Below are 20461 nucleotides of genomic sequence, written 5' to 3' on the forward strand. Positions count from 1 at the left end.
CTCCCCCGGCCAGCGCGACCGTCGCCGTGACGGTCCAGCCGTTCACCGCGCGCCCGCCGCCCGGCGCGCGGCACGCGCCGCGACCGCGCCCACCAGGGCGACGGCGGCGCCCAGCACCAGTTCCAGGGCGTCCACCGCCGAGATGAACACCAGCCAGAGGACGGCCAGGACGGCCCACCACGCGAGGACTTCGAACAGCGCGAGGAGGAAGTCGGACAAGGCGTGGAGGAAAGCCGTACGCCGCGTCATGCGCCACCTCCGAAGCTCTGACCTTTTTCAGTCGATATATCCGATACGTCATCCAAACACCGTCCGCCGGCCGTCCGGCGGCGGCGCGCGACACGTATCCGCCCGGAGTGCCCCGCTGTCGCCCGGGAAAACCGGCCGTCCTCGTGTCGGACCCGTCGGTCGTGGGCATCGACGTCCGGTTCGGGGGTAACCATCCTTGACAAGGCGTCAGTTGAACGCTGGAGGGTTGTATGGCCCGTGTCTCGACGTCACGCTCGCGTACGGCGAAGTCGGTCCGTCGGCGGACCGCAGCACCGCCCGGCCGACGACCACTTCCCTTTCTCGTTCGCCTGCTGGTGCTGCTGGTCGCCGTCGCGGCCATGGTGGCGTTCGCCGCCGCGCTGGCCCGGCTCACGCTGCAGCCGTCTCCGGCCTCCGAGTCGCTGACGCACAGCAATCTGCGCCCGGGACATTCGCTGCGGGCCTACCTGGACCAGCCCGAACTCCGCGACGCGGTCAAGCAGATCGGCGGGAATCTCGTCCTGGGCATCCCCTTCGGGATCCTGTTGCCCGTGCTGCTGCCCGGGGCCCGCCGGTTTCTGTGGGTGGTCGCCCTGACCGCGGTGGTGATGCTGCTGGTCGAGCTGGTGCAGGGTGCGCTGATCACCGGGCGCGCCTTCGACATCGACGACGTGCTGCTCAACATCACCGGGGCGATCGTCGGTCATCTGCTCCTGGGCAGGCGGCTGGGCCGGGCCGTGCATCCACGCAAGCGCCGCGGCGCGGCCTGAGCACGGCGGCTCGGGCGCAACAGCCGCCCCGGTTCCGACACGGGCCCTAGTGGACCGTCCAGGTGAGCTTGTCGCCGCCCACCCAGCGGACGACTTCCGGGTCGTCGGCGTCGTGCACCGGGATGCCGTACGCCGCGGCGGCCATCAGGACGTCCGTCAGGGCCTTGGCCTCGCCGATGACATAGCCGTCGATCTCCACGATGCGGAAGGGCGGATTCCCGGGCTGGACGCCCAGCACGGTGATCCGCGGGTGCGAGATGTAGGGGCTTGCGCTTTCGGTCATGATCCCACCGGTTCCACATGCATGCCGCTGGTAAGCCTGCCAAGGCGGCGATGTCAGTCGTCGTGGCCCAGGCCGCGCCGACGTGGTCGGCACCCGAAACGAGGGGCGCACTTCATGGTGGCACAGGGAGGATCAGGTGGCTGCCGCGCGGCCCGGTCCGAGCCGCGCGAAGGTGGAGGCATGGACCCGATCGAGGCCCTGGACCGGATCGCCTTCCTGCTGGAACGGTCGCAGGCCCCCACCTATCGCGTACGGGCGTTCCGTACGGCGGCGGCCGCGGTGGCCGCGCTGCCGGACGACGAGCTGACCCGACGGGCGGCCGCCGGGTCGCTGGAGTCGCTGAGGGGCATCGGGCCGAAGACCGCGCAGGTGGTGCGCGAGGCGCTCGCCGGGCAGCTGCCGGGCTATCTGGAACGGCTGGAGCGGGAGAGCCCGGATCCACTGTCTCAGGGCGGTGAGGGGCTGCGGGCGCTGCTGCGCGGCGACTGCCATCTGCATTCGGACTGGTCGGACGGCGGGAGCCCGATCGAGGAGATGGGGCGGGCGGCGGCCGGGCTCGGACACGAGTGGGCGGTGCTCACCGACCACTCGCCGCACCTCACGGTGGCAAACGGGCTGACCCCCGAGCGGCTGCGGGAGCAGCTCGCCGTGGTGGCGGAACTCAACGCCCGATGGGCTCCTTTCCGGCTGCTGACCGGCATCGAGTGCGACATTCTCGACGACGGCTCGCTCGACCAGGAACCGGAGCTGCTGGAACAGCTCGATGTCGTGGTCGTGTCGGTGCACTCCAAGCTCCGCATGGACGCGGCCGCCATGACGCGCCGCATGGTCGCCGCCGTACGCAACCCGCTGTCCGACGTGCTGGGGCACTGCACGGGCCGGCTCGTCGGCGGTCGCGGGCGGCCCGAGTCGCAGTTCGACGCGGACGCGGTCTTCGCGGCCTGTGCCGACTCGGGAACGGCCGTCGAGATCAACAGCCGTCCGGAACGGCTCGATCCGCCGCGCCGGCTTCTGCGCCGGGCGGTCGACGCGGGCGTCCTGTTCTCCTTGGACACCGACGCCCACGCGCCCGGCCAGCTCGACTGGCAGGGGTACGGGTGTGCGCGAGCCGAGGAGTGCGGGGTACCCGCCGGGCGCGTGGTCACCACTTGGTCGGCGGACGAACTGCTGGCCTGGGCGCGGCATCGCGAGACGCCGCACGGCGTGCGCGGTCCGTGACGACCTACGCGGGATACGCGGGTACGCGGGTACGCGGGTACGCGGGTACGCGGGTACGCGGGTACGCGGGAAGTCTGGCGAGCGGCGAAGGGACAGCCCATGGAACGAGCGGCGGTGTTCGATGTCGACGGCACACTCGTCGACACCAACCACCTTCATGTGACGGCCTGGTGGGAGGCCTTCCGGCAGGCCGGGCACCGGGTGCCGATGCACGCCATCCACCGGGCGGTGGGCCTCGGCGCCCACGACCTCGTCGCGCATCTGCTGGGCGAGAACCGGGACACGGACGAGGACGACACGCTCAGCGCCGCCCACAAGACCCTCTACGGCACGTACTTCGACCGGCTGCCACCCCTGCCCGATGCCGGGGACCTGCTGCGACGCCTGGACCGCGACGGCTGGAGTGTCGTGCTCGCCACCTCCGCCGGCGGGCCGGAGCTCGCAGCGCTGCGCCGCGCCCTCGACGCCGACGAGGCCATCCGGGCCACGGCGAGCGCCGACGAGGTGCGGGCGGGCAAGCCGGCGCCCGAGCCGGTGGAGCGCGCCCTGGAACTCGCCGGGGCACCCGCCGAGCGATCGGTGTTCGTCGGCGACACGGTCTGGGACATGCGCGCGGGAAGCCTGGCGGGTGTCCTCTGCGTGGGCGTCCTGTGCGGCGGCATTCCTCGCACCGACCTGGAGGAGGCCGGAGCTCGTGCCGTCTACCGGGATCCGGGCCATCTGCTGGCGTCGCTGACCGACAGTCCCCTGGCATCGGGCGACTGAGCCGCACCGACCGCTCGGCGACTACTGGGGGTCCCACTACGCGCAATCGTGCCGGGAGGCATGAACCCCCCGTTTCTCCGGCCACCCGCCCCGCATGAACCGTGTGCGTCAGGTCGGGGACCGGGTGCGGGACGAGGCGCGGGCCGTTGTCGGTGCGGCGCGACGGGCCGGGGGTGGACCGGGCAGGGAGCAGGACGTTTTCGTGCAGTCACTCAAAGCCGCCGCGGCGGCTCTGCTCGCATGGACGGCGGCGAGTCAGTGGCTGGGTGGTCCGCTGGCGCTGATGGCGCCCTGGGTGGCGGTGGTGCTGGTGCTGGTGCAGGCCACGGTCTACGGCTCGCTGCGTCAGGCGGGCCGGCAGTTCGCGGCGATCTGCCTCGGCACGCTGCTGGCGTCCGCGGCCCAGGTGGTCACCGGCAACGCGCTTCTCGCTCTCACGCTGTCCGTCCCGGTACTGATGATGCCGGCAACTGGCCTCGCCTCGGCGACCAGGGCATCCACGCCGAGGACGAGCGGTGGAGCCGGATCACCGGGCATGTGGCCGCGCTGCCCCGTGCCCTGACGGTCGCGGTCGACGGCAGCCGGACCGCCGATCCGCAGGGCGCAGGCGGCGATGCGGGAACTGCACAGGACCCTGCAGACGAGCCCGCGCGACCACGCCGGCCTCAGCGCCGCCCGCACGGCGGTCCCGGGCACCTTGCTGCTCCAGGCTTGTGCGGTGCGCGCGGCGCCGGTCGTGACACGGCTCACGGTTGGACGGTCCGGGCCTGGGAACACCCGTCGGTAATTTACCGTTGAATCAGAAGGCCCCGACCGTGATTCCCCCGTCCGGTCGGGGCCTTCTCTCCGCGTGCGGCCCGTCGACGCCTTCCCATGCCACAGATTCACGCCTCGAGTTCGTCCAGGGCAGCCGTGAGTTCCGGGGCGACGGCTTCGTGGAGCCAGGACTCGTGGTCGGTGCCCGACTCGCGCGGGACTGTTTCGGTGAGCATGATCAGGTACAGGTAGCTGCGGTAGAGGGCGAGGCGTCGGCGGGCCGCCGGGGTGAAATCGGCCTGACCGCCCGCCTCTTGATAGCCCGTCAGAAAGGCCTCGTCCTGTTTGATGTCGCCGAGCAGGGCCAGGGAGACGAAGTCCGCCAGTGGATCACCCCAGAACATGCGCTCGCCGTCGATCAGACCGCCGATCCTGGGCGGCCCGGTGCCCTCCGGGCGCTCGACGAGGATGTTCCCCCGCCACAGGTCGAAGTGCACGAGGCAGGGGGCCACAACCTCGTCGAGGGCGTCGTACGCGGACTTCGCGGCCCGTGCCACCTCGTCCACCGGGATGGGCAGCCAGGCGCGATAGCGGCGGGCGTCGTCCAGGACGGCGTCGTAGATCACGGTGAAGGCCGTACGCCAGTCGGCGGCCAACGGCCCGAGCGCGCCGGAGGGATAGCCGAATCCGGGTCCGGACACTCGGTGCAGGCGGGCCACCTGTCGCCCCAACTCCTGGCGGAGCTCGGCCTGTTCGGCGTCCGGGAAGGAACCCCACGGATCGCCCGGACAGGCCGTCATCAGAAGATGACGGCCGGTGGCAGCGGACGCGTCGAGGCAGAGGGCCACGACACGCGGCACGGGCACGTCGACCGTGGCGGCCGCGCGGTAGAACTCCGCCTCGGAGACAAGGAGTTCGCGCTCATGGCTCAGACCGGGCGCGGTGGGCGGGGGCGGGGTCTTGAGTATGTAGCGGCTGCCGTCGGTGAGGACGAGCTCCTCGACGCCGTTGTACGTCCCGCCGCCCAACGGACGGCAGTGGGCCGGCCGCTCCGACGACAGCCCGGCCGCTTCGAGGATCCGTCGGACCCGCTCCTGAGGCATCCCGCGCCCACCCCGTTCCGTTCATCGCCGTGACTGCCCACCTGAACCGATTCAGCGTACGAGAGACACCACACACGCCGCGGGCCGTTCGCGAACACCGTCCGCCGCGCGGAGCCACACGGCCGGCCCGCCGCCACCCGCACCGTTGTGCAACCGGACTTCACGCCGAGCGCTTAGGCTCCGCGCATGGAACAGAGCGAGATCATCCTGCGCGCGATCGGCGTCCTGACCGAGACCCAGGAGATGGTGCGCAGGCTCAACGGGGACGCGGACGTCGACGCGGACGTCGGTGACGCCCAGCTCGGCAGGCTGGTCACGGAGGTGTTCCCGCCGGTCGAGGTGCCTGTCGACGCGACTCCGGCCGAGGCGGGCCAGGCCGTCGTGGACGCACTGATGCCCGCCGCGATCTCCCTGGTGGGCGCCTTCGCGTTCGTCTTCTCCGAACTCGCCGAGGTGCACGACACGGGCCGGTCCGACATCACGAGCACCGAACTCCTGCGGACCCTCGCGCTTCGTCTGTCGAACAGGGACAGCGACGACGAATAGAAGGGAGGGAAAGGGAGGAGGAGCAGCCGGCCGCCATCAGACGGCAGGGGCCCCGAAGCGCGCGAGGCAGTGCCACACCTTCTTCAGGTCCTGCGGGTCGTGGCGGCCCGTGCGGGCGGCGTCGCCGATGATCCGTGGGTCGAGGTGGCCGTCCTCGGAGATCCGCGCGCCCAACTCGACGTACTCCGGACCGCGGAAGTCCGGGTGGCGCCGCAGTTCCTCGACGGAGAGCCGGTATCCGGGATGCCACTCGACCGGGCACGGCAGCAGCTTGGCCGCGGCCTCCACCGGGGTGCCGCGGTAGCAGGGGTCGAGAACCAGGGCCTCCGCGTCTCGGTCCAGTACGACACGTCCGTGCACCTGAGCCTCGATGTAGTCGTCGAGGGCGTCCCGGTCGTCCTCCTCCGCCAGCGGTATGAGGGACATGCCGTCGGCGACTCCGAACGCCGTCGGATCGACGGAACTGTCGGGGTAACAGAACGTGGCACGCCGCAGCACGTCTCCGGTCAGCCGGAAGTGCGCGGAGCCGAACCTCGGTGCGGCGCCCACCACTTGCCGCCGGAAGTTCAGCGCGCCGTACACCGGACGCTCGTGCGCGGCCGCGGCGTCGTACGCCCCGGCGAAGATCCGGCTCTCCCAGCGCCGGCGGTCGCCGCCGGGATGTGCCGTCAGCCCGCCGTTGCTCGTGCCGGTGACGAACTGCGAGTGGTACGTGCCGTCCTCGGCCAGCGCCTCCAGGATCGGCAGCCCGCGCACCAGGCGGTCCGGGTGGAGATTCAGGGTCACCCGTAGTGCAGGATCCACGGCAGGCCCGGACGACATGGTCGCCACATGGCGCAGCGCACGCTCCCGCGGTGAAGGGGTGTTCCCGAAATCCATTCGATCTCCTTCGGCTGGCTAGTTAGCCTAGACGCAAAACTAGAGCCTCTAGGATCGGTTACAAGATGAGAGCACTCACCGAGCAGGACATCCGTAACTCATTTGTCAACTGCTCCAAGGGAGAGGCCAAACGCCTAGCGATACCGCGCGACCTGGCCGAACGCCCCTGGGACGACCTGGACTTCCTCGGCTGGCGCGATCCGGGCGCGCCCGACCGCAGCTACCTCGTGACCGAGCGGGGCGACGGCCTCGTGGGCGTCACCCTGCGCTTTCCGTCCTCGCGGCGCGGCTTCCTGCACCGCAGCATGTGTTCGCTGTGCCTGACGACGCACCCGGGCAACGGCGTCTCCCTGATGACGGCACGCAAGGCGGGTGCGGCCGGCCGCGAGGGCAACTCCGTCGGTGTCTATATGTGCACCGACCTCGCCTGCTCCCTGTACGTACGCGGCAAGAAGACGCCCGAGTCGGGGTCCCGCATGGAGGAGAGCCTCACGACGGAGGAGCAGATCGCCCGGACGACGGGCCATCTGTCCGCCTTCCTGGACAAGCTGTACGCCTGAGCCCACCCGCAGGCCAGGGGGTCGTCGTGACCTTCTCGGCCGTGTCAGACTGACCGCTCGGCCTGTGCGTCCTTGCCGTCGTCTCGGGTGAGCTGCGCCGACTGGACACGTTCGGTGCGGCTGTGAAACGGGAAGTGCCCCAAGATGCGCGATGTACGTGAGACGTGGGCCACCGGTGTGGCCCAGGCCCGGAAGTGGCGCCAGGATCCCGTCGTCGTCCAGTCGGTGCGGTCGGCGGCGGCCGCGACGATCGCGTACGTCGTGGCACTGCAGTTCAGCCCCGAGGCCGCCCCGCTCACCGCTCCGCTGACCGCGCTCCTCGTCGTGCAGGTCACCCTCTACGCCACGCTGACCACCGGCATACGCCGGGTGAACGCGGTGGTGGCCGGTGTCGTCATCGCCATCGGATTCAGCGTCCTGGTCGGACTGACCTGGTGGAGCCTGGCCCTGCTCATCCTCGCGTCGCTGGCCGTCGGGCATCTGGTGCGGGTCAGCGAGTTCGTGCCCGAGGTGGCGATCAGCGCGATGCTCGTCCTCGGCGTCACCAGAGTCGGCGACACCGCCTGGGCCCGGGTGCTGGAGACCTTCATCGGAGCCGTGGTCGGGCTCGGCTTCAACCTGCTCTTCGCTCCTCCGGTGTGGGTGGGCGTGGCCGGTGAGTCCATCGAGGGTCTGGCGCGCCGGATGCGCCAGCTGATGCTGCTGCTCGGCGAGGAGGCGGGCGGTCGCGCCCCCGTGGTGGCGGACGCGACCGAGCGGCTGCACGAGGCGCGCCGCCTCGACCACGACATCGTCGAGGTGGACGCGGCCCTCAAACAGGCCGAGGACAGCCTGCGCCTCAATCCCCGCGTACGCGAAGGGCTGCTGCACCGGGTCGTCCTGCGCACCGGCCTCGACACACTGGAGATCTGCACGGTGGTCCTGCGTGTCCTCGCGCGCACCCTCACCGACCTCGCCAAGGAGCGCGATCCGCAGCCGCTGTTCGAGCGGGAGATCGGCGCGGCACTGGAGCGGCTCCTGGGCGAGGTCGCCGACGCCGTGGTCAGCTTCGCCGTGCTGGTCACCACCGACGTCAGCCGCAGCGCGGAGTCCGCGGAGGCCCGGCTCGCCTCCGAACTGGCCGCGGCGACCGCCACCCGCGACAAGCTGGCCCAGTTGCTCCTCGACGAGGTCCAGCGGGACGTGCGCTCGTGGCAGCTGCACGGCGCGGTCCTCACGGAGGTCACCCGGATCCTCGACGAACTCGACATGGAGCACCGTTCCCAGCGACTCCTCGAGGAACTGGACCGGTGCACGCGGGAAGAGCGCGAACGCATGCCCCGGCTGACCCGCCTGCGCCAGGGGCTGAGCCGGCGAAGGCCCTGGTCGCGGCGGAACCGTCCCACCCCGTCGAATCGTGCTACGTGACGAACACGACAACGGCGCGGGACCGCACGACGAGAACGCCCGGACAAGAGGAGTGCGCATGACCGACAGCACCGTGCGGATCGACGGGAACACGCTGCGGCTGCCGGGCGGCGTGCTGGTCCGGTTCATCCGTACCCTGCGCCTGCCCGAGACGGGAACCCATCCGCTGCCGCCGGGCCTCGGCGAGTTCCCGATACGGCGTGTCGAGGACTTTCCGGACACGGTGCCCCCGGAGTGGCTGGCACGCGGCGGTGTGATGCTGCCGGTGTATCTGCGTGAGGCCATGTGGCTGAGCTTCGCCGGTACGTCGGAGCCGGCCGCCCTGCAGGTGGGCGTCGGCAAGGTGTGCGCGGTCTCGGGAAAGCCGTGGAGCTCCCGCCTGGTGCGGGATCCGCAGAACTATGTGGTGCTGCCGCGCCAGCCGTGGCTCGACGGCATCAACTCCGGGAAGGGCACGGTCCGTCAGTTCGTGGCGGTTCCGCTCGGGCTCGGCGCCACGGTCGAGGGACAGGTCACCGGCGAGGAGGTGTGGGGCGGCGTACAGCTGCAGTCGTTCCCGCTGAATGACACCGCCCTGGCCGCATGGCGGGAGGCGCAGCGGCGTGCGGCGGAGCAGGCGGCACGGCGGCGGAGCATGACGGCGACCGGCGGTTATGGAGCCGCGCTCCCCATGGCCGCGCCCGGTTCTCCTCCCCCGCCTCCGATGGGCGCTCCGATGCCCGCCTGGGCGGGCGGCCCGCAAGGGCCGGCATCCCCTGCGGGCGGCTCGCCGCGGCCCGCGGCGGCGATGGGACTCGGGGTCGGTGGTTCGATGCGCCAGGAGGTCTACCGCGACGACCGCCCCCTCACGGACTGGGCGCAGACGGCGGCGGGGCGTGTGTTCGTGCACCTGGTGACGCCGCCCGAGTGGCGGCGCATCACCGGCGAGGCGGCGCCGCCCTCGCCCGTCGATCGCGCGGCCTACACACGGGCCGGGTTGCCGTGGTTCGACTACTACGACCAGGACGCCGCCGATCTGTCCCCCACGGACGCGCTCGGCTCGGTGAAGCCGGTCGGCGACTGGCTGGGCGACGACCACACTCCCTGGGAGCCGCCGTCGCCCCACCAGGTGAAGCCACTCGGGGACGCACCGGGGAAACCGGTCGGGGACGGGGACTGGTAGCCGCCGGAGACGGAAACTGGTAGCCGCCGGAGACGGGGACTGATAGCCCCCGGAGACGGGGACTGATAGCCGCCGTTGCACTGTGCGCACCTGCCCATGCGATGTTTGCTCTTCACCACCGCGACTTGCCAAGGTGGGGGTCTCGGCTGAGATCGCAGCTGGGGCGACCGACACCAGAGGTGCAGGCATGAGCAGTGGTGAGGAACCGTCGCGGGGAGCGCGCGACGGCGGCTGGAGCAGGCGCCGTTTCTTCGGCGCGCTCGCGGGCGCTGCCGCGGTGACGACGGTACCGGCGTGCGCGGCGTCCGAGACCGACTCCGCGGCCACGTCCACTCCGACGGCGGCCACCACCCCGACGGCGGCCACCCCGACGCCGCCCCGCCGCACCGGCCCCCGCCCCCTGTTCCTCGGCACGTACACCTCGGTCGAGGGCGGCGGCACGGGCATCGGCCTCGCGACCTACGACAGCACGACGGGCCGGATCACCGGGAAGGGAACGCTCACGGGCGTCGGCGACCCGTCCTATCTCGCCGTGCATCCGAACGGGCGCGCGCTCTACGCCGTCAACGAGCGGGAGGACGGCGGCGTGACAGCGGTCCGGCTGTCGACCAGCGGGCGGCACAAGGTACTTGGTACGCGCGGTGCGGGAGGTTCCGGTCCCTGTCATCTGTCCGTACACCCCAGTGGACGCTGGCTGCTGAGCGCCAACTACGGCTCCGGCAGCGTGGCCGTGCATCCCATCGACGCCTCGGGCGCGCTCGGCGAGCGGACGGATCTGGTGACGCATTCCAGCCCGTCACCCGGTCCGGGCCAGGAGGGGCCGCACGCACACCAGTTCATCACCAGTCCGGACGGCGGCCATGTGCTCGCGGTCGATCTGGGGACGGACACCGTCTACACGTATCGTCTGGACGCGTCCGCGGGCACGCTCAGCCCGGTCTCCCAGGCACACACGCGTCCGGGCGCGGGCCCGCGCCATCTCACCTTCCACCCCGGGGGCCGCTTCGCCTATCTGGCGAACGAGCTCGACAACACGGTCACGGTGTGCGCCTACGACCCGGCCACCGGCCGTCTCACGCCGGGCGATCCGCAGCCGACCGGCACGGGCGAGGGCACGAATTACCCGGCGCAGCTGGTCGTCACGCCCAAGGGCTCGTACGCGTATCTCGCCAACCGTGGACACAACAGCCTGACCCGGTACGCCGTCGAGGCGGACGGGCGCCGGCTGCGCCTGCTGGACACCGTGCCGGTGGAGGGCGACTTCCCGCGCCAGATCGCTCTCTCGCCGGGCGGGAACCTGCTGTTCGCGGCGAACCAGAAGTCGAGCACGGTCAGCGTCTTCCGTGTCGACCAGAACTCCGGCGAACTCCAGCTCGCGGACAAGCCGTTCGCGTCACCCGTCGCCGTCTGTGCGCTGCCTCTGTAGCGCGCGGGGGCGGTTGGCGGCGCTCGCCTGGGCGAGCAGGACGTGCATGCGCTCCGACAGTTGCGAGACGTCGTCGGCGGGCCGGTGGAAGGGCAGTCGTACGTCGCCGTGGGTGCGAGCCCGCTCGATGCGCAGCGTCAGTCCGTGCCGGTCGACGGCGAGCGGCTGGACGCGTACCGCGCCGTGCAGGCTGTCGGGCTCGACGAGACGGGTGAGCCGTTCGACCGCGTCCGGGTGGGCGTCGGCGAGATGGGTGAGCAGTCGGGACTCGGCCGTGGCCAGCGGGTCGGGGTCGGCGCCGGCGAACTCGTCGAGGTCGACCACGACCGCACCGCCCGCCTCGCGCAGCACGATGCGCGTCGCCCGGAAGGTCAGATCCCCGCTCTCGGGCGCGAACCAGCCGGCCAGCCAGAGCCGGGCGCGGATGCGGTTGCGCACGGGGACGGGTGCGACGTCCGCGAACTCGAGGACGGCGGACGGCTCTCCGCGCGGCGCGCAGACCGCGGCCGCGGCGAGCAGGCTGTCGTCCGGCAGACGCAGCAGCACGCGGCCGTCCTCGGCGACGGTGTGCGCGCCGATGAACTCCTCGCGACCGCCTTCCGCGGTCACCGCGCAGGACCATGCCGTGGCCAGCACGGTGCGGGCACGCTGCGCCATGGACGGCACGGCGGTCCAGGTGTGACGGTCACCCATCAAAACCTCCCTTAGGTAAGCCTTGCCTAACCTATCGAAGATCAGGGCTCACGCCAACCAGGAGGCCTGCCTCGTGGCCCACTAATTCCAGTGGGCCGGACGCGTCAGTGACGGCGGCAGCCTGGTGCCGGGGCTGCCCTTGGCGGCGTTGAGCTGAGGCTGGGTGAGGAAGATGACGTCGGTCAGGTCGGCGTCCGTGAGGTCGGCGTCGCGCAGGTCGGCACCGATCAGATCCGCACCGCGCAGGTCGGCACCCGTCAGATCGGCGGCGATGAGGTAGGCGCCGCGGAGGTTGGCGCCCTTCAGGTCGGCGCCCTTGAGCCGGGCGCCCATGAGGTCGGCGCCACGGCGTTCCTTCTTCTTGCCCCGGCCGATGCCGGCGCGGGCCAGTTCACTGGTCCGCAGCAGCAGAACGTTGACGTCGGCGCGGACGGCGGACACGTCCAACTCGGCCAGTTCGTCCGGGGTGCCGCGCGTGAGCGCCTCGGTCCTGTCGAGCGCGCGGCGCAGCTCGGAGTGGATCGGGCGAGCGGCGGGCAGCTCCAGGGCCTCGGTGAGATACCAGAGCAGTTCGTGGAGATGGCGAACGACCGGGAACACATCGAACATCCGCCGGGCGTCCGCGCGCGAGCCCGACCGCCAGTCCTCCCCGCCGAAGGTGATCCGCGAGACCTTCTGTCCGGCGCCGAAGCAGTCGTAGACGGTGCAGCCGGTGAACCCTCGCTGCCGCAGCTCCGTGTGGATGCCGCACCGGGAGTCCCTCCGCAGGTTCGGACACGGCTTCCCCGCATCCTTGTCGATCGCGAAGTCCGCCGAGGCGGAGAAGGGCAGCGCGACACAGCACAGCCCGAAGCACCGGGTGCAGTCGGCCCGCAGATCGGTTCGGTCGGGGACGGCCGTGCCGGGTTGTTCTCGCATGCCGTCCACTGTACGCAGCGGGCTCCCCTACACCGGCGGCGGTGTGACGGGCGCTTGGGGCCCTTCAGCGCCCAACTCCCCTGCGAGGAAAGAACTCACCGATGAGTTCGCGCCCCCGGAGGGGTCACTAATACAGCCGAAAACAAACCGAAAACAGACTGCGCTACCACTGAGGAACAAGCCCCGACGCAGCCCAGGAGAGACATCATGTGCACTCACCGGCCGCCGTGCCCGATCGCCGACAGCCCCGACCACCACGCCGCGGTGATCGTGTCCGCCCACCCGGAACAGGGCTGGTATCTGCTCTGCAACGGCACCATCGCGTTCGACGACACGGGCGAACTCCTCCCGGACGGACGGATCGTGAGCCCGCAGCGCACGAGCCCCGCGGCCCGCCCGGAGCTTGTCGCCGCCTGAAGCCCCACCGGGTCAGCTGAGTCAGCTCACGAACTCCGCGAAGTCCAGCCGGGCGAGCCGCTCGGGGTCGGCCAGGATGTCCATGCCGACGATCTTCCCGTCCGCGATCGTGAGCCCCGTGACGGACATCGGCCGACCGTCGACCACCGTGACGACACCCACCGAGCCGTTGACGAGCGCGGGCCGGGCGTACGCGGCGAACTTCCGGAACATGAAGGCGCTTTCCGCCACCGACACGGCGCCACGGACCAGCTTGGACGTGGCCGTGCCGCGGCCGACGAGGGCACCGGCGTCGGCGCGCAGCACGACCTCCGGGTCGAGGACCGCGAGGAGCGCCTCGAAGTCGCCGCCGCGCGAGGCGGCGAGGAAGGCGTCGACGACCTTGCGCTGCTGGGCGAGGTCGGGGTCGGGCGCCGGGGCGGCGCCGCGCACCCGGCGGCGGGCCCGGCTGGCGAGCTGCCGGGTCGCGGCCGAGGAGCGGTCCACGATCGGTGCGATGTCGTCGAAGGGCACCGCGAACATGTCGTGCAGGACGAACGCGAGCCGCTCCGCGGGCTCCAGTGTCTCCAGGACCACGAGGAGCGCGAGCCCCACCGAGTCCGCCTGCAGCATCTCCTGTTCGGGATCGATCCGGTCCAGGGAACCGACGACCGGGTCGGGGACGTACGTGTCCATCGGCTCCTCTCGCCGTGCGGTGCGCGAGCGCAGCATGTCCAGGCAGACCCGGCCGACCACGGTGGTCAGCCAGGCGGCCAGGTTCCTGATCTCGTCCGCGTCGGCACGGCTGAGCTTCAGCCAGGCCTCCTGGAGCGCGTCATCCGTCTCGCTCAGCGAGCCGAGCATCCGGTACGCCACCGCCCTCAAATGGCCGCGATGCTCCTCGAATCGGTTCGCCAGGTCCTCCAGCTGACGTCCGTTCCCGTCCATCCCCGTCATGCCTCTCTACCTTGTCCCTCGTACCGTCATCGGTCATCGGTCGTCGGCGCTCAGCGCGGTCTAGCGGCTGAAGAGCTCAAAGGCCACGGCGGGCTTCCCGCCGAAGCGTTCGCCCGTGGTCTGCGCGTAGCCGGTGAGGAAACCGCGGACGTACGTCTCCGGGTCCTGGTCCGTCAACACCTCGATGTAGGTGCGGTGTTCCAGCAGGGAGCGCACGGCCCGCTCCAGCCCCGGCGTGGCGTCCACCGCGTGTGTGGGGGTCGCCGAACCGGCGACGGCGACCCACCGGACGCCGTTCCAGGGTTCGAGCCCCTGGTCGGCCAGCTCCGGAAAGATCCACCGGTTCCCCGCGTCTCCGGCCGCGTCGAGCGTGGCCCGTCCCACGGCGACGTGATCAGGCGTGTTCCACGCGACTCCGCCCCAGGTGTCCCGGTGGTTGAGGGTGATCACCAGCTCGGGCCGGTGGCGGCGGATGGCCGCCGCGATGTCCCGCCGCAGCGCGGTCCCGTACTCGACGACACCGTCCTTGTGGTCGAGGAACTCCACCTCGGACACCCCGACGACGGCCGCGCTCGCCCGCTGTTCCCGCTCCCGCAGCGGGCCGCACCGGGACGGCTCCAGCGTGTCGATCCCCGCCTCGCCACGGGTCGCCAGCACATAGGTGACCTCCCGGCCGGCGTCCGTCCATGCGGCGATCGCCGCCGAGCAGCCGTACTCGAGGTCGTCCGGGTGCGCCACCACCGCGAGAGCTCGCTGCCAGTCGTCGGGCATGGGCTCGAGCTGGTCTTTCGTCGCCTCCGTCATGGTCCGCACCTTAGTGCGAGCCCGTCGTGCCCGCAGAGCAATAACCGGGGCTGAGCGTCGACCCTTCAGATCTCGTCCCGCGCCAGGGCGATCAGCCGGTCCAGTACGCGCGGACCGCCCGCCCGTACCCCGTCGTGCTCGAACTCGTCCGTGACCCATGTCCGCAGTCCCCGGATGCCGCGAGCCGTCCGCAGCGCGTGCTCCGTGTCGACGTACATGTCGTCGTGGTAGACGGCCGCGGCGACCGGGACCTCGTTGGCGGCGAGGCGGACGGGGTCGTACAGCGGGGCCCAGTCGTCGCGTTCGGCGAGGAGGTCCGCCGTCGCGCGCAGCGGCCGAAGCGCCGGGTCGCAGTCGAAGGTCCACGGGTGCACGGACTCGCCGGTGAACAGCACGGGCCCGTCGCCGGTGAGGGCCTTGGCCGCGTCGAACTGGGGGAACTCGGCGCGGACCCGCTCCGCGGACCAGGCGGTGGGGCGGTCGCCCTGGCCGTAACAGGCCTCGTGCACCAGCGCGTACAACGGGTGGCCCGCGTACGAGAGAACGGACCGGACGTCCTCCTGGAAGGCGTCGGAGAGGGCCGGGCCCTGGGGGGTGCGGACGAAGGCGTGTTCCAGGAGGTAGTGCAGCCGGTGACTGCCCTCGCCGCCGCCGAGCAGGATGCCGAGGGACTGGAAGGCCTCGACGGTGAGCCGGTAGCCGCCGTTCAGCACGGGCTCGTACCGCAGCAGGTACTCGGCGATCTGCCGCGCCCGCTCGACATCCTGCGGGTAACGCCGGTAGTGCGCGGCGACCTTGCGCTCGATGCGCGGGTACGCGGCCCGGTAGACGTCGTCCGCGTGGGCGTCCAGGGAGGGCAGGCCGCCGGTGATCAGTGCGGTGCTCAGGCCCTCGGGCGCGGTCGACAGGTAGTGCACCGTGCAGAAGCCGCCGAAGCTCTGGCCGAGCACGGTCCAGGGGGCGCCACCGGTGACGGCGGGGCGGATCGTCTCGCAGTCGCGGACGATGGAGTCGGCACGGAAGTGCGCGAGGTAGTCGGCCTGCTCCCGGGGGCCGCCGCGCAGCGGCAGGGTCTGGCGGCTCGCGGGCGTGGAGTTGCCGGTGCCGCGCTGGTCGAGCAGCAGCACGCGGTACTCCTTGAGTGCGCGGCCGAGCCAGGCCTGCTTCCCGATGAAGCGGTTGGCGCCGAAGCCGGGGCCGCCCTGCAGATAGACCAGCCAGGGCAGGTCCCACTGTGCCTTGTCGCCCGCGACCACCTCACGGGCGTACAGCTCGATCGTCTCCCCCGACGGGTCGTCGTGGTCGAGGGGCACGGTGAAGTGGCGGTCGGTGAGGACGACACCCGGCTGGCGGTAGCTGACGCTCATGAGGCTCCCGAGACGTACGGACTTCCAGGCTGCGCGTCCCAGTTCAACACATGGGTCAGCGGGGCAGCAGGCTGGAACGGCGTACGACCAGTTCGGGCTGGAGGACGACACGGCGGTGTTCGTGCGGGACGGGCGCCGTCTCGGCCTCCGTCTCCTCCAGCAGGAGTTCCGCGGCGAGCGCGCCCATGGTCACCGCGGGCTGCCTTACGGAGGTCAGCGGAACGGCCGCGGCGGCCGCGAACTCGATGTCGTCGTAGCCGACGATCGCGAGCTCGTCGGGGACGGAGACTCCGGCCGCGAACATGGCCTGCAGAACGCCGAGCGCGAGCAGATCATTGGCGCAGAAGACGGCGGTCGGGCGCTCGGCGAGGCCGAGGAGGCGTGCGCCGGCGTCGCGTCCGGCGGCCACGTCGAGCCGCTCGGTGGGCAGTTCGCGCAGGCAGTCGGGGCCGAGCCCCGCCTCCTCCAGCGCGTTCAGGGCGCCCGTCCGCCGGTCCCTGACCTGGTTCAGTCCCGGCGGTCCGCTCACATAGGCGACGGAGCGGTGGCCCGCGTCGATCAGATGCCGTACGGCCAGCGCGCCGCCCGCCACGTCGTCGACCGAGACCGAGCACTCGGTGGTGCCCTCGGCGACCCGGTCGACGAGCACGAACGGGATGCCGTGACGGCGGAACGCCTCGATGTTCCGCCCCGTCGCGTCGGCGGGCGTGAGCAGCACTCCCCGCACCCGCTGCTCCGCGAAGAGCGACAGATAGTCGGCCTCCTCGCCGGGGCTCTGCGCGCTGTTGCAGACCATCACGCCGAGCCCGGCGTCGCGCGCGGCACGCTCGGCGCCACGCGCCACGTCCACGAAGAACGGGTTGCCCATGTCGAGGACGAGCAAGCCCATGATCCTGCTGCGGCCGGCCCGCAGTTGCCGTGCCGACTCGCTGCGGACGTAACCGAGCCGGTCTATCGCGGACTGCACACGGGCCCGGGTCTCGGAGGCGACCGTCTCCGGCCGGTTGATGACGTTCGAGACCGTGCCGACGGACACTCCGGCGACGCGGGCGACGTCCTTGATACCCACCGACTGGGCCATCGGGCAGGGACCTCCAAGGTGACGGGGTGGCGGGCAAGCCCTCACATTACCGGCATGCCCGCCACGAAAGCTGCGGTCAGGCGGGCAGGCGGAAGTTGAGGTTACGCAGCGCGGAGGGCGTCGTACCGCTGGACTTCTCCTGGTACATGATCGACAGGAAGTTGTCCTGTGCGACCCGTGTCTCGTCGATCACGACCTCGCCGAAGGCGTTCAGCCCGGCGCCGACACCGTCGTACAAGATCGTCCAGTCCGTGTACCCGGAGGCCTTTGAGGCCCCGGCGATACGGCAGAACGGGAAGATCGCGTAGGCGTTGTCGTACTTGTCGAGGATCAGCTTGGTGCGCTGGCTGGAGTTCAGCGGGACCGGTATCTCGGTCTTCTGCCAGGCGCCGGAGGAGTTCTTGCGGACGTGGAAGGCACGGCCGTTGTTCGTCCGGTCGGTGACGTAGTTCGTGGTGCACTGGCCGAAGCGGCCGGGCACATAGCTGATGATGGCGTGCGGCCGGCCCGCCGAGTCCGTGAACTGGCTCTCCTGGTTCATCAGCGAGTGGTCCGGGTTCAGCGCGTCCACGACCAGCCCGGCGTCGGTGACGGCGACCTTGTCGGAGCCGCCGGTGGTGCCGACGACGGTGCCCGCGTTGTTGCGCCAGGTGCGGCCGCGGTCGTCCGAGTAGACATAGCCGGTGTCGTGGTTGGTGATGCCGCCGCTGCTGCACATCACCGCGCCGTTCTGCTCGCGCCAGGTGAAGAACGAGTGCAGTCGCCCGTTCTTGTCGTAGTCGATGCCGTGCAGGTACATGTTGCGGGCCGTGCTGGAGCCGTGCTCGCTGGTGTACGTGCCGGTGGAGCTGGTCCACTCGCCGAGGTTGGTCCAGGACGTGCCGTCGTACTCGGCGAGGGCGTTGCGGCCGTTGCCGGAGACGGCAACGCGGTAGCTCAGCTGGAGCCGGCCCTCGGGCGTCGAGATGAACTGCGGGTAGGTGAACTGCGAGGTGAGCGCGAGGCCATCGAGGGTGGACTGGGGAGCGCCGAAGCGGCTCGCGGTCCAGCTCAGTCCGCCCGGGTTGTCCATGAGGCCGGCCACCGACTTGACGTAGGTGAAGCCGTCGCTGTGGGAGTCCATGTTGAGGTGCAGTCGGCCGTCGACCTTGGAGATGCCCATGGAGATGACGTTGTGGGAGTCGTTGTACCGGAGCGTGTGGCCGACCTTGACCGTGGACCAGGTGTTCGAACCGAGAACACGGCGGCCGACGACGGCATTGCGGTCGGCGGTGTACCAGACGGCGTACTGGTAGCCCTTGTACGTCAACAGCCCGTTCTTCTGGAACGAGTTGTTGTTGACCAGGCCGTCGTAGGAGACGAAGTAGATGGCCTGGGTGTCGAGCGTGGTGCTGCCGGTCAGGGTGAGCGAGGGGCCCGGGTCGGCGGCCCGGGCGATACCGGCGAGGCCGGGGGTCGCCACGGTGCTCAGCAGGGCGGTCGCCAGCAGAGTGCGTCTCTTCATGTCCGGGGGCTCCTGTGCGGGAGGGGGCGAACGAGGGAGGGGGCGAGCTGAAGGGGTCAAGAGACGAGCTGAGGGGGTCGGGGGGTCAGGACAGGTGGAACACTTCGGTGAGCGGCTTCATGGCCTCGTCGGGCCTGGCGCCGTCCAGCGACTCGAAGAACGGCGCCATCTCGGCCTGCCAGCGGGCGTTGACGTCGGTGGCCTCCATGGCGGCCTGGGCCGCCGCGAAGTCCTCGGTCTCCAAGTAACCGACGAGCAGACCGTCGTCGCGCAGGAAGAGCGAGTAGTTGTGCCAGCCGGTGGCCGAGAGCGCTTCGAGCATCTCGGGCCACACGGCGGCGTGCCGCTCGCGGTACTCGTCGATCCGGTCCTCACGGACCTTCAGCAGAAAGCACACGCGCTGCATCAAAGACCCTCCAGGGCCTCGGAGTTGAACTAGAAGTTGAACTGGTCGATGTTCTTGGCGTTGAACACGGTCGGCTTGCCGAGGTTGATCACGCCGTCCTTGCCGATGGTGAACTCACCCATGTCGCCGGCCTTGAAGGTCTCGCCCTCCTTGCCGGTGATCTGCCCGGAGACCAGCGCGACGGAGGTACGCGCGGCCAGCTCGCCGAGCTTCGCCGGGTCCCAGAGCTCGAAGCCCTCGACGGTGCCGTTCTTGACGTACTTGCGCATGTCGTTCGGGGTGCCGAGGCCTGTCAGCTTGACCTTGCCCTTGTACTTGGAGCCGGACAGGTACTGGGCCGCCGCCTTGATGCCGACGGTGGTCGGGGAAATGATCCCCTTCAGGTTCGGGTACTCCTGAAGCAGGCCCTGGGTCTGCTGGAAGGACTGCTGGGCGTCGTCGTTGCCGTACGCGACCTTGACCAGCTTCATGTCCTTGTACTTGGGGTCCTTCAGCTCGTCCTTCATGAAGTCGATCCAGGTGTTCTGGTTCGTCGCCGTCTGCGCGGCGGACAGGATCGCGATCTCGCCCTTGTAGTCGAGCTGTTCGGCGAGCAGCTGCACCTCGGTGCGGCCCAGGTCCTCGGCGCTGGCCTGCGACACGAAGGCGTTGCGGCAGTCGGCCTTGGTGTCGGAGTCGTATGTGACGACCTTGATGTCGTTCTTCATGGCCTGCTTGAGCGCGGTGCACAGGGCGCCCGGGTCCTGCGCGGAGACGGCCATCGCGTCGACCTGCTGCTGGGTGAGCGTGTTGACGTAGCTCACCTGGCCGGAGGTGTCGGTGGCGCTGCTCGGGCCGACCTCCTTGTAGGTGGAGCCCAGCTCCTTGAGGGCCGTCTCGCCGCCCTTGTCGGCGGAGGTGAAGTAGGGGTTGTTGACCTGCTTGGGCAGGAAGCCGACGGTCAGGCCCTTCTTCAGTTCGGCGTTGGGGTTGGCCTTGCCCTCCGAGGCGGCGGAGGCGCTGTCCTTGCTGACGTCCTCCTTGGTGGTACCGCCGCAGGCGGTGACGGCGAGGGCGAGCGAGGTGGCTGCGGCGACGGCCGCGCAGGTACGGCGGAGGGATGACTTGCGCATGACGGGGTCCTTTACAGGGATGAGTGGTGCCGCGCCCCGAAGGGGCGCGGGGCTGTATCGATGTGCGGCTCCGCCGCGTGGGCGCGACCAGCCACATAC

General features: G+C 70.7%; 22 protein-coding genes and 1 pseudogene. 10 read left to right on the top strand and 13 right to left on the bottom strand.

Annotated features, from left to right (window positions below; genetic code table 11):
• Window positions 1-42: 42 nt before the first annotated feature.
• Window positions 43-249: a hypothetical protein gene (locus FE633_RS39120; protein WP_138049926.1), complete on the bottom strand. Its 207-nt coding sequence runs from the start codon at window positions 247-249 to the stop codon at window positions 43-45.
• Window positions 250-479: 230 nt separating this feature from the next.
• Between FE633_RS39120 and FE633_RS39125 the strand changes: the two genes are divergently transcribed.
• Window positions 480-1019: a VanZ family protein gene (locus tag FE633_RS39125; RefSeq protein WP_138049927.1), complete on the top strand. Its 540-nt coding sequence runs from the start codon at window positions 480-482 to the stop codon at window positions 1017-1019.
• A 46-nt stretch (window positions 1020-1065) separates the two neighbouring features.
• Here FE633_RS39125 and FE633_RS39130 read toward each other — a convergent pair whose 3' ends face one another.
• On the bottom strand, window positions 1066-1302 hold the full coding sequence (locus tag FE633_RS39130) for a hypothetical protein (RefSeq protein ID WP_119104152.1): 237 nt from the start codon (window positions 1300-1302) through the stop codon (window positions 1066-1068).
• Between the two features lie 180 nt (window positions 1303-1482).
• Between FE633_RS39130 and FE633_RS39135 the strand changes: the two genes are divergently transcribed.
• The 3 genes and pseudogenes from FE633_RS39135 to FE633_RS48915 form a co-directional block, all read left to right on the top strand.
• Window positions 1483-2520 carry a PHP domain-containing protein gene (locus FE633_RS39135; protein WP_138049928.1) on the top strand — a complete coding sequence of 346 codons (1038 nt, stop codon included), beginning with the start codon at window positions 1483-1485 and terminating at the stop codon, window positions 2518-2520.
• A gap of 99 nt (window positions 2521-2619) precedes the next feature.
• Window positions 2620-3285 (top strand): HAD family hydrolase, encoded by a 666-nt coding sequence (locus tag FE633_RS39140; RefSeq protein ID WP_138049929.1) that lies wholly within the window; start codon window positions 2620-2622, stop codon window positions 3283-3285.
• 94 nt (window positions 3286-3379) lie between these two features.
• A pseudogene (locus FE633_RS48915) lies at window positions 3380-3789 on the top strand (aromatic acid exporter family protein); the annotation flags it as partial.
• A 380-nt stretch (window positions 3790-4169) separates the two neighbouring features.
• Here the strand turns inward: FE633_RS48915 and FE633_RS39150 are convergent.
• On the bottom strand, window positions 4170-5144 hold the full coding sequence (locus tag FE633_RS39150) for a phosphotransferase family protein (protein WP_138049930.1): 975 nt from the start codon (window positions 5142-5144) through the stop codon (window positions 4170-4172).
• Window positions 5145-5330: 186 nt separating this feature from the next.
• On the opposite strand from FE633_RS39150, the gene FE633_RS39155 reads away from it, so the two are divergent.
• The gene (locus tag FE633_RS39155) at window positions 5331-5690 is read left to right on the top strand and encodes a hypothetical protein (protein ID WP_138049931.1); all 360 of its coding nucleotides are present in this window, start codon (window positions 5331-5333) and stop codon (window positions 5688-5690) included.
• A 36-nt stretch (window positions 5691-5726) separates the two neighbouring features.
• Here the strand turns inward: FE633_RS39155 and FE633_RS39160 are convergent, their stop codons facing one another.
• On the bottom strand, window positions 5727-6569 hold the full coding sequence (locus FE633_RS39160) for a DUF3626 domain-containing protein (RefSeq protein ID WP_138049932.1): 843 nt from the start codon (window positions 6567-6569) through the stop codon (window positions 5727-5729).
• A gap of 65 nt (window positions 6570-6634) precedes the next feature.
• On the opposite strand from FE633_RS39160, the gene FE633_RS39165 reads away from it, so the two are divergent.
• From FE633_RS39165 to FE633_RS39180, 4 genes are all read left to right on the top strand, one after another.
• Window positions 6635-7129 (top strand): FBP domain-containing protein, encoded by a 495-nt coding sequence (locus FE633_RS39165; protein ID WP_119104160.1) that lies wholly within the window; start codon window positions 6635-6637, stop codon window positions 7127-7129.
• Between the two features lie 144 nt (window positions 7130-7273).
• On the top strand, window positions 7274-8536 hold the full coding sequence (locus tag FE633_RS39170) for an aromatic acid exporter family protein (protein ID WP_138049933.1): 1263 nt from the start codon (window positions 7274-7276) through the stop codon (window positions 8534-8536).
• A gap of 58 nt (window positions 8537-8594) precedes the next feature.
• Window positions 8595-9698 carry a hypothetical protein gene (locus tag FE633_RS39175; RefSeq protein WP_138049934.1) on the top strand — a complete coding sequence of 368 codons (1104 nt, stop codon included), beginning with the start codon at window positions 8595-8597 and terminating at the stop codon, window positions 9696-9698.
• 187 nt (window positions 9699-9885) lie between these two features.
• Window positions 9886-11124 carry a lactonase family protein gene (locus tag FE633_RS39180; protein ID WP_138049935.1) on the top strand — a complete coding sequence of 413 codons (1239 nt, stop codon included), beginning with the start codon at window positions 9886-9888 and terminating at the stop codon, window positions 11122-11124.
• On the opposite strand, the gene FE633_RS39185 is transcribed toward FE633_RS39180, so the two are convergent.
• Window positions 11092-11817 (bottom strand): DUF2470 domain-containing protein, encoded by a 726-nt coding sequence (locus FE633_RS39185; protein WP_138049936.1) that lies wholly within the window; start codon window positions 11815-11817, stop codon window positions 11092-11094. The two genes, FE633_RS39180 and FE633_RS39185, sit on opposite strands and share 33 nt — an antisense overlap.
• 81 nt (window positions 11818-11898) lie before the next feature.
• Window positions 11899-12735 (bottom strand): pentapeptide repeat-containing protein, encoded by an 837-nt coding sequence (locus FE633_RS39190; protein WP_138049937.1) that lies wholly within the window; start codon window positions 12733-12735, stop codon window positions 11899-11901.
• A 207-nt stretch (window positions 12736-12942) separates the two neighbouring features.
• Between FE633_RS39190 and FE633_RS39195 the strand changes: the two genes are divergently transcribed.
• A complete protein-coding gene (locus tag FE633_RS39195; RefSeq protein WP_138049938.1) occupies window positions 12943-13152 on the top strand; it encodes a DUF5999 family protein in 210 nt (69 codons plus the stop codon).
• 21 nt (window positions 13153-13173) lie between these two features.
• Here FE633_RS39195 and sigJ read toward each other — a convergent pair whose 3' ends face one another.
• The 7 genes from sigJ to rhaS all read right to left on the bottom strand — a co-directional run bounded on the left by sigJ (window position 13174) and on the right by rhaS (window position 20362).
• Complete coding sequence (sigJ, locus tag FE633_RS39200) at window positions 13174-14088, bottom strand: RNA polymerase sigma factor SigJ (RefSeq protein ID WP_138049939.1); 915 nt, start codon at window positions 14086-14088, stop codon at window positions 13174-13176.
• Window positions 14089-14148: 60 nt separating this feature from the next.
• Complete coding sequence (locus tag FE633_RS39205) at window positions 14149-14892, bottom strand: PIG-L deacetylase family protein (RefSeq protein WP_138049940.1); 744 nt, start codon at window positions 14890-14892, stop codon at window positions 14149-14151.
• Window positions 14893-14957: 65 nt separating this feature from the next.
• Window positions 14958-16259, bottom strand: coding sequence for an alpha/beta fold hydrolase (locus FE633_RS39210; RefSeq protein WP_138049941.1), 1302 nt, complete (start codon window positions 16257-16259; stop codon window positions 14958-14960).
• A gap of 55 nt (window positions 16260-16314) precedes the next feature.
• Window positions 16315-17340: a LacI family DNA-binding transcriptional regulator gene (locus tag FE633_RS39215; RefSeq protein WP_138049942.1), complete on the bottom strand. Its 1026-nt coding sequence runs from the start codon at window positions 17338-17340 to the stop codon at window positions 16315-16317.
• A 76-nt stretch (window positions 17341-17416) separates the two neighbouring features.
• On the bottom strand, window positions 17417-18844 hold the full coding sequence (locus FE633_RS39220) for a BNR repeat-containing protein (RefSeq protein WP_138049943.1): 1428 nt from the start codon (window positions 18842-18844) through the stop codon (window positions 17417-17419).
• A gap of 85 nt (window positions 18845-18929) precedes the next feature.
• The gene (locus tag FE633_RS39225) at window positions 18930-19250 is read right to left on the bottom strand and encodes an L-rhamnose mutarotase (RefSeq protein WP_138049944.1); all 321 of its coding nucleotides are present in this window, start codon (window positions 19248-19250) and stop codon (window positions 18930-18932) included.
• A gap of 29 nt (window positions 19251-19279) precedes the next feature.
• Window positions 19280-20362, bottom strand: a complete 1083-nt coding sequence (gene rhaS, locus FE633_RS39230) for a rhamnose ABC transporter substrate-binding protein (protein WP_138049945.1) — start codon at window positions 20360-20362, stop codon at window positions 19280-19282.
• Between the last annotated feature and the right edge of the window lie 99 nt (window positions 20363-20461).

The organism is Streptomyces montanus, from assembly GCF_005786655.1.
GTDB lineage: Bacteria > Actinomycetota > Actinomycetes > Streptomycetales > Streptomycetaceae > Streptomyces > Streptomyces sporangiiformans.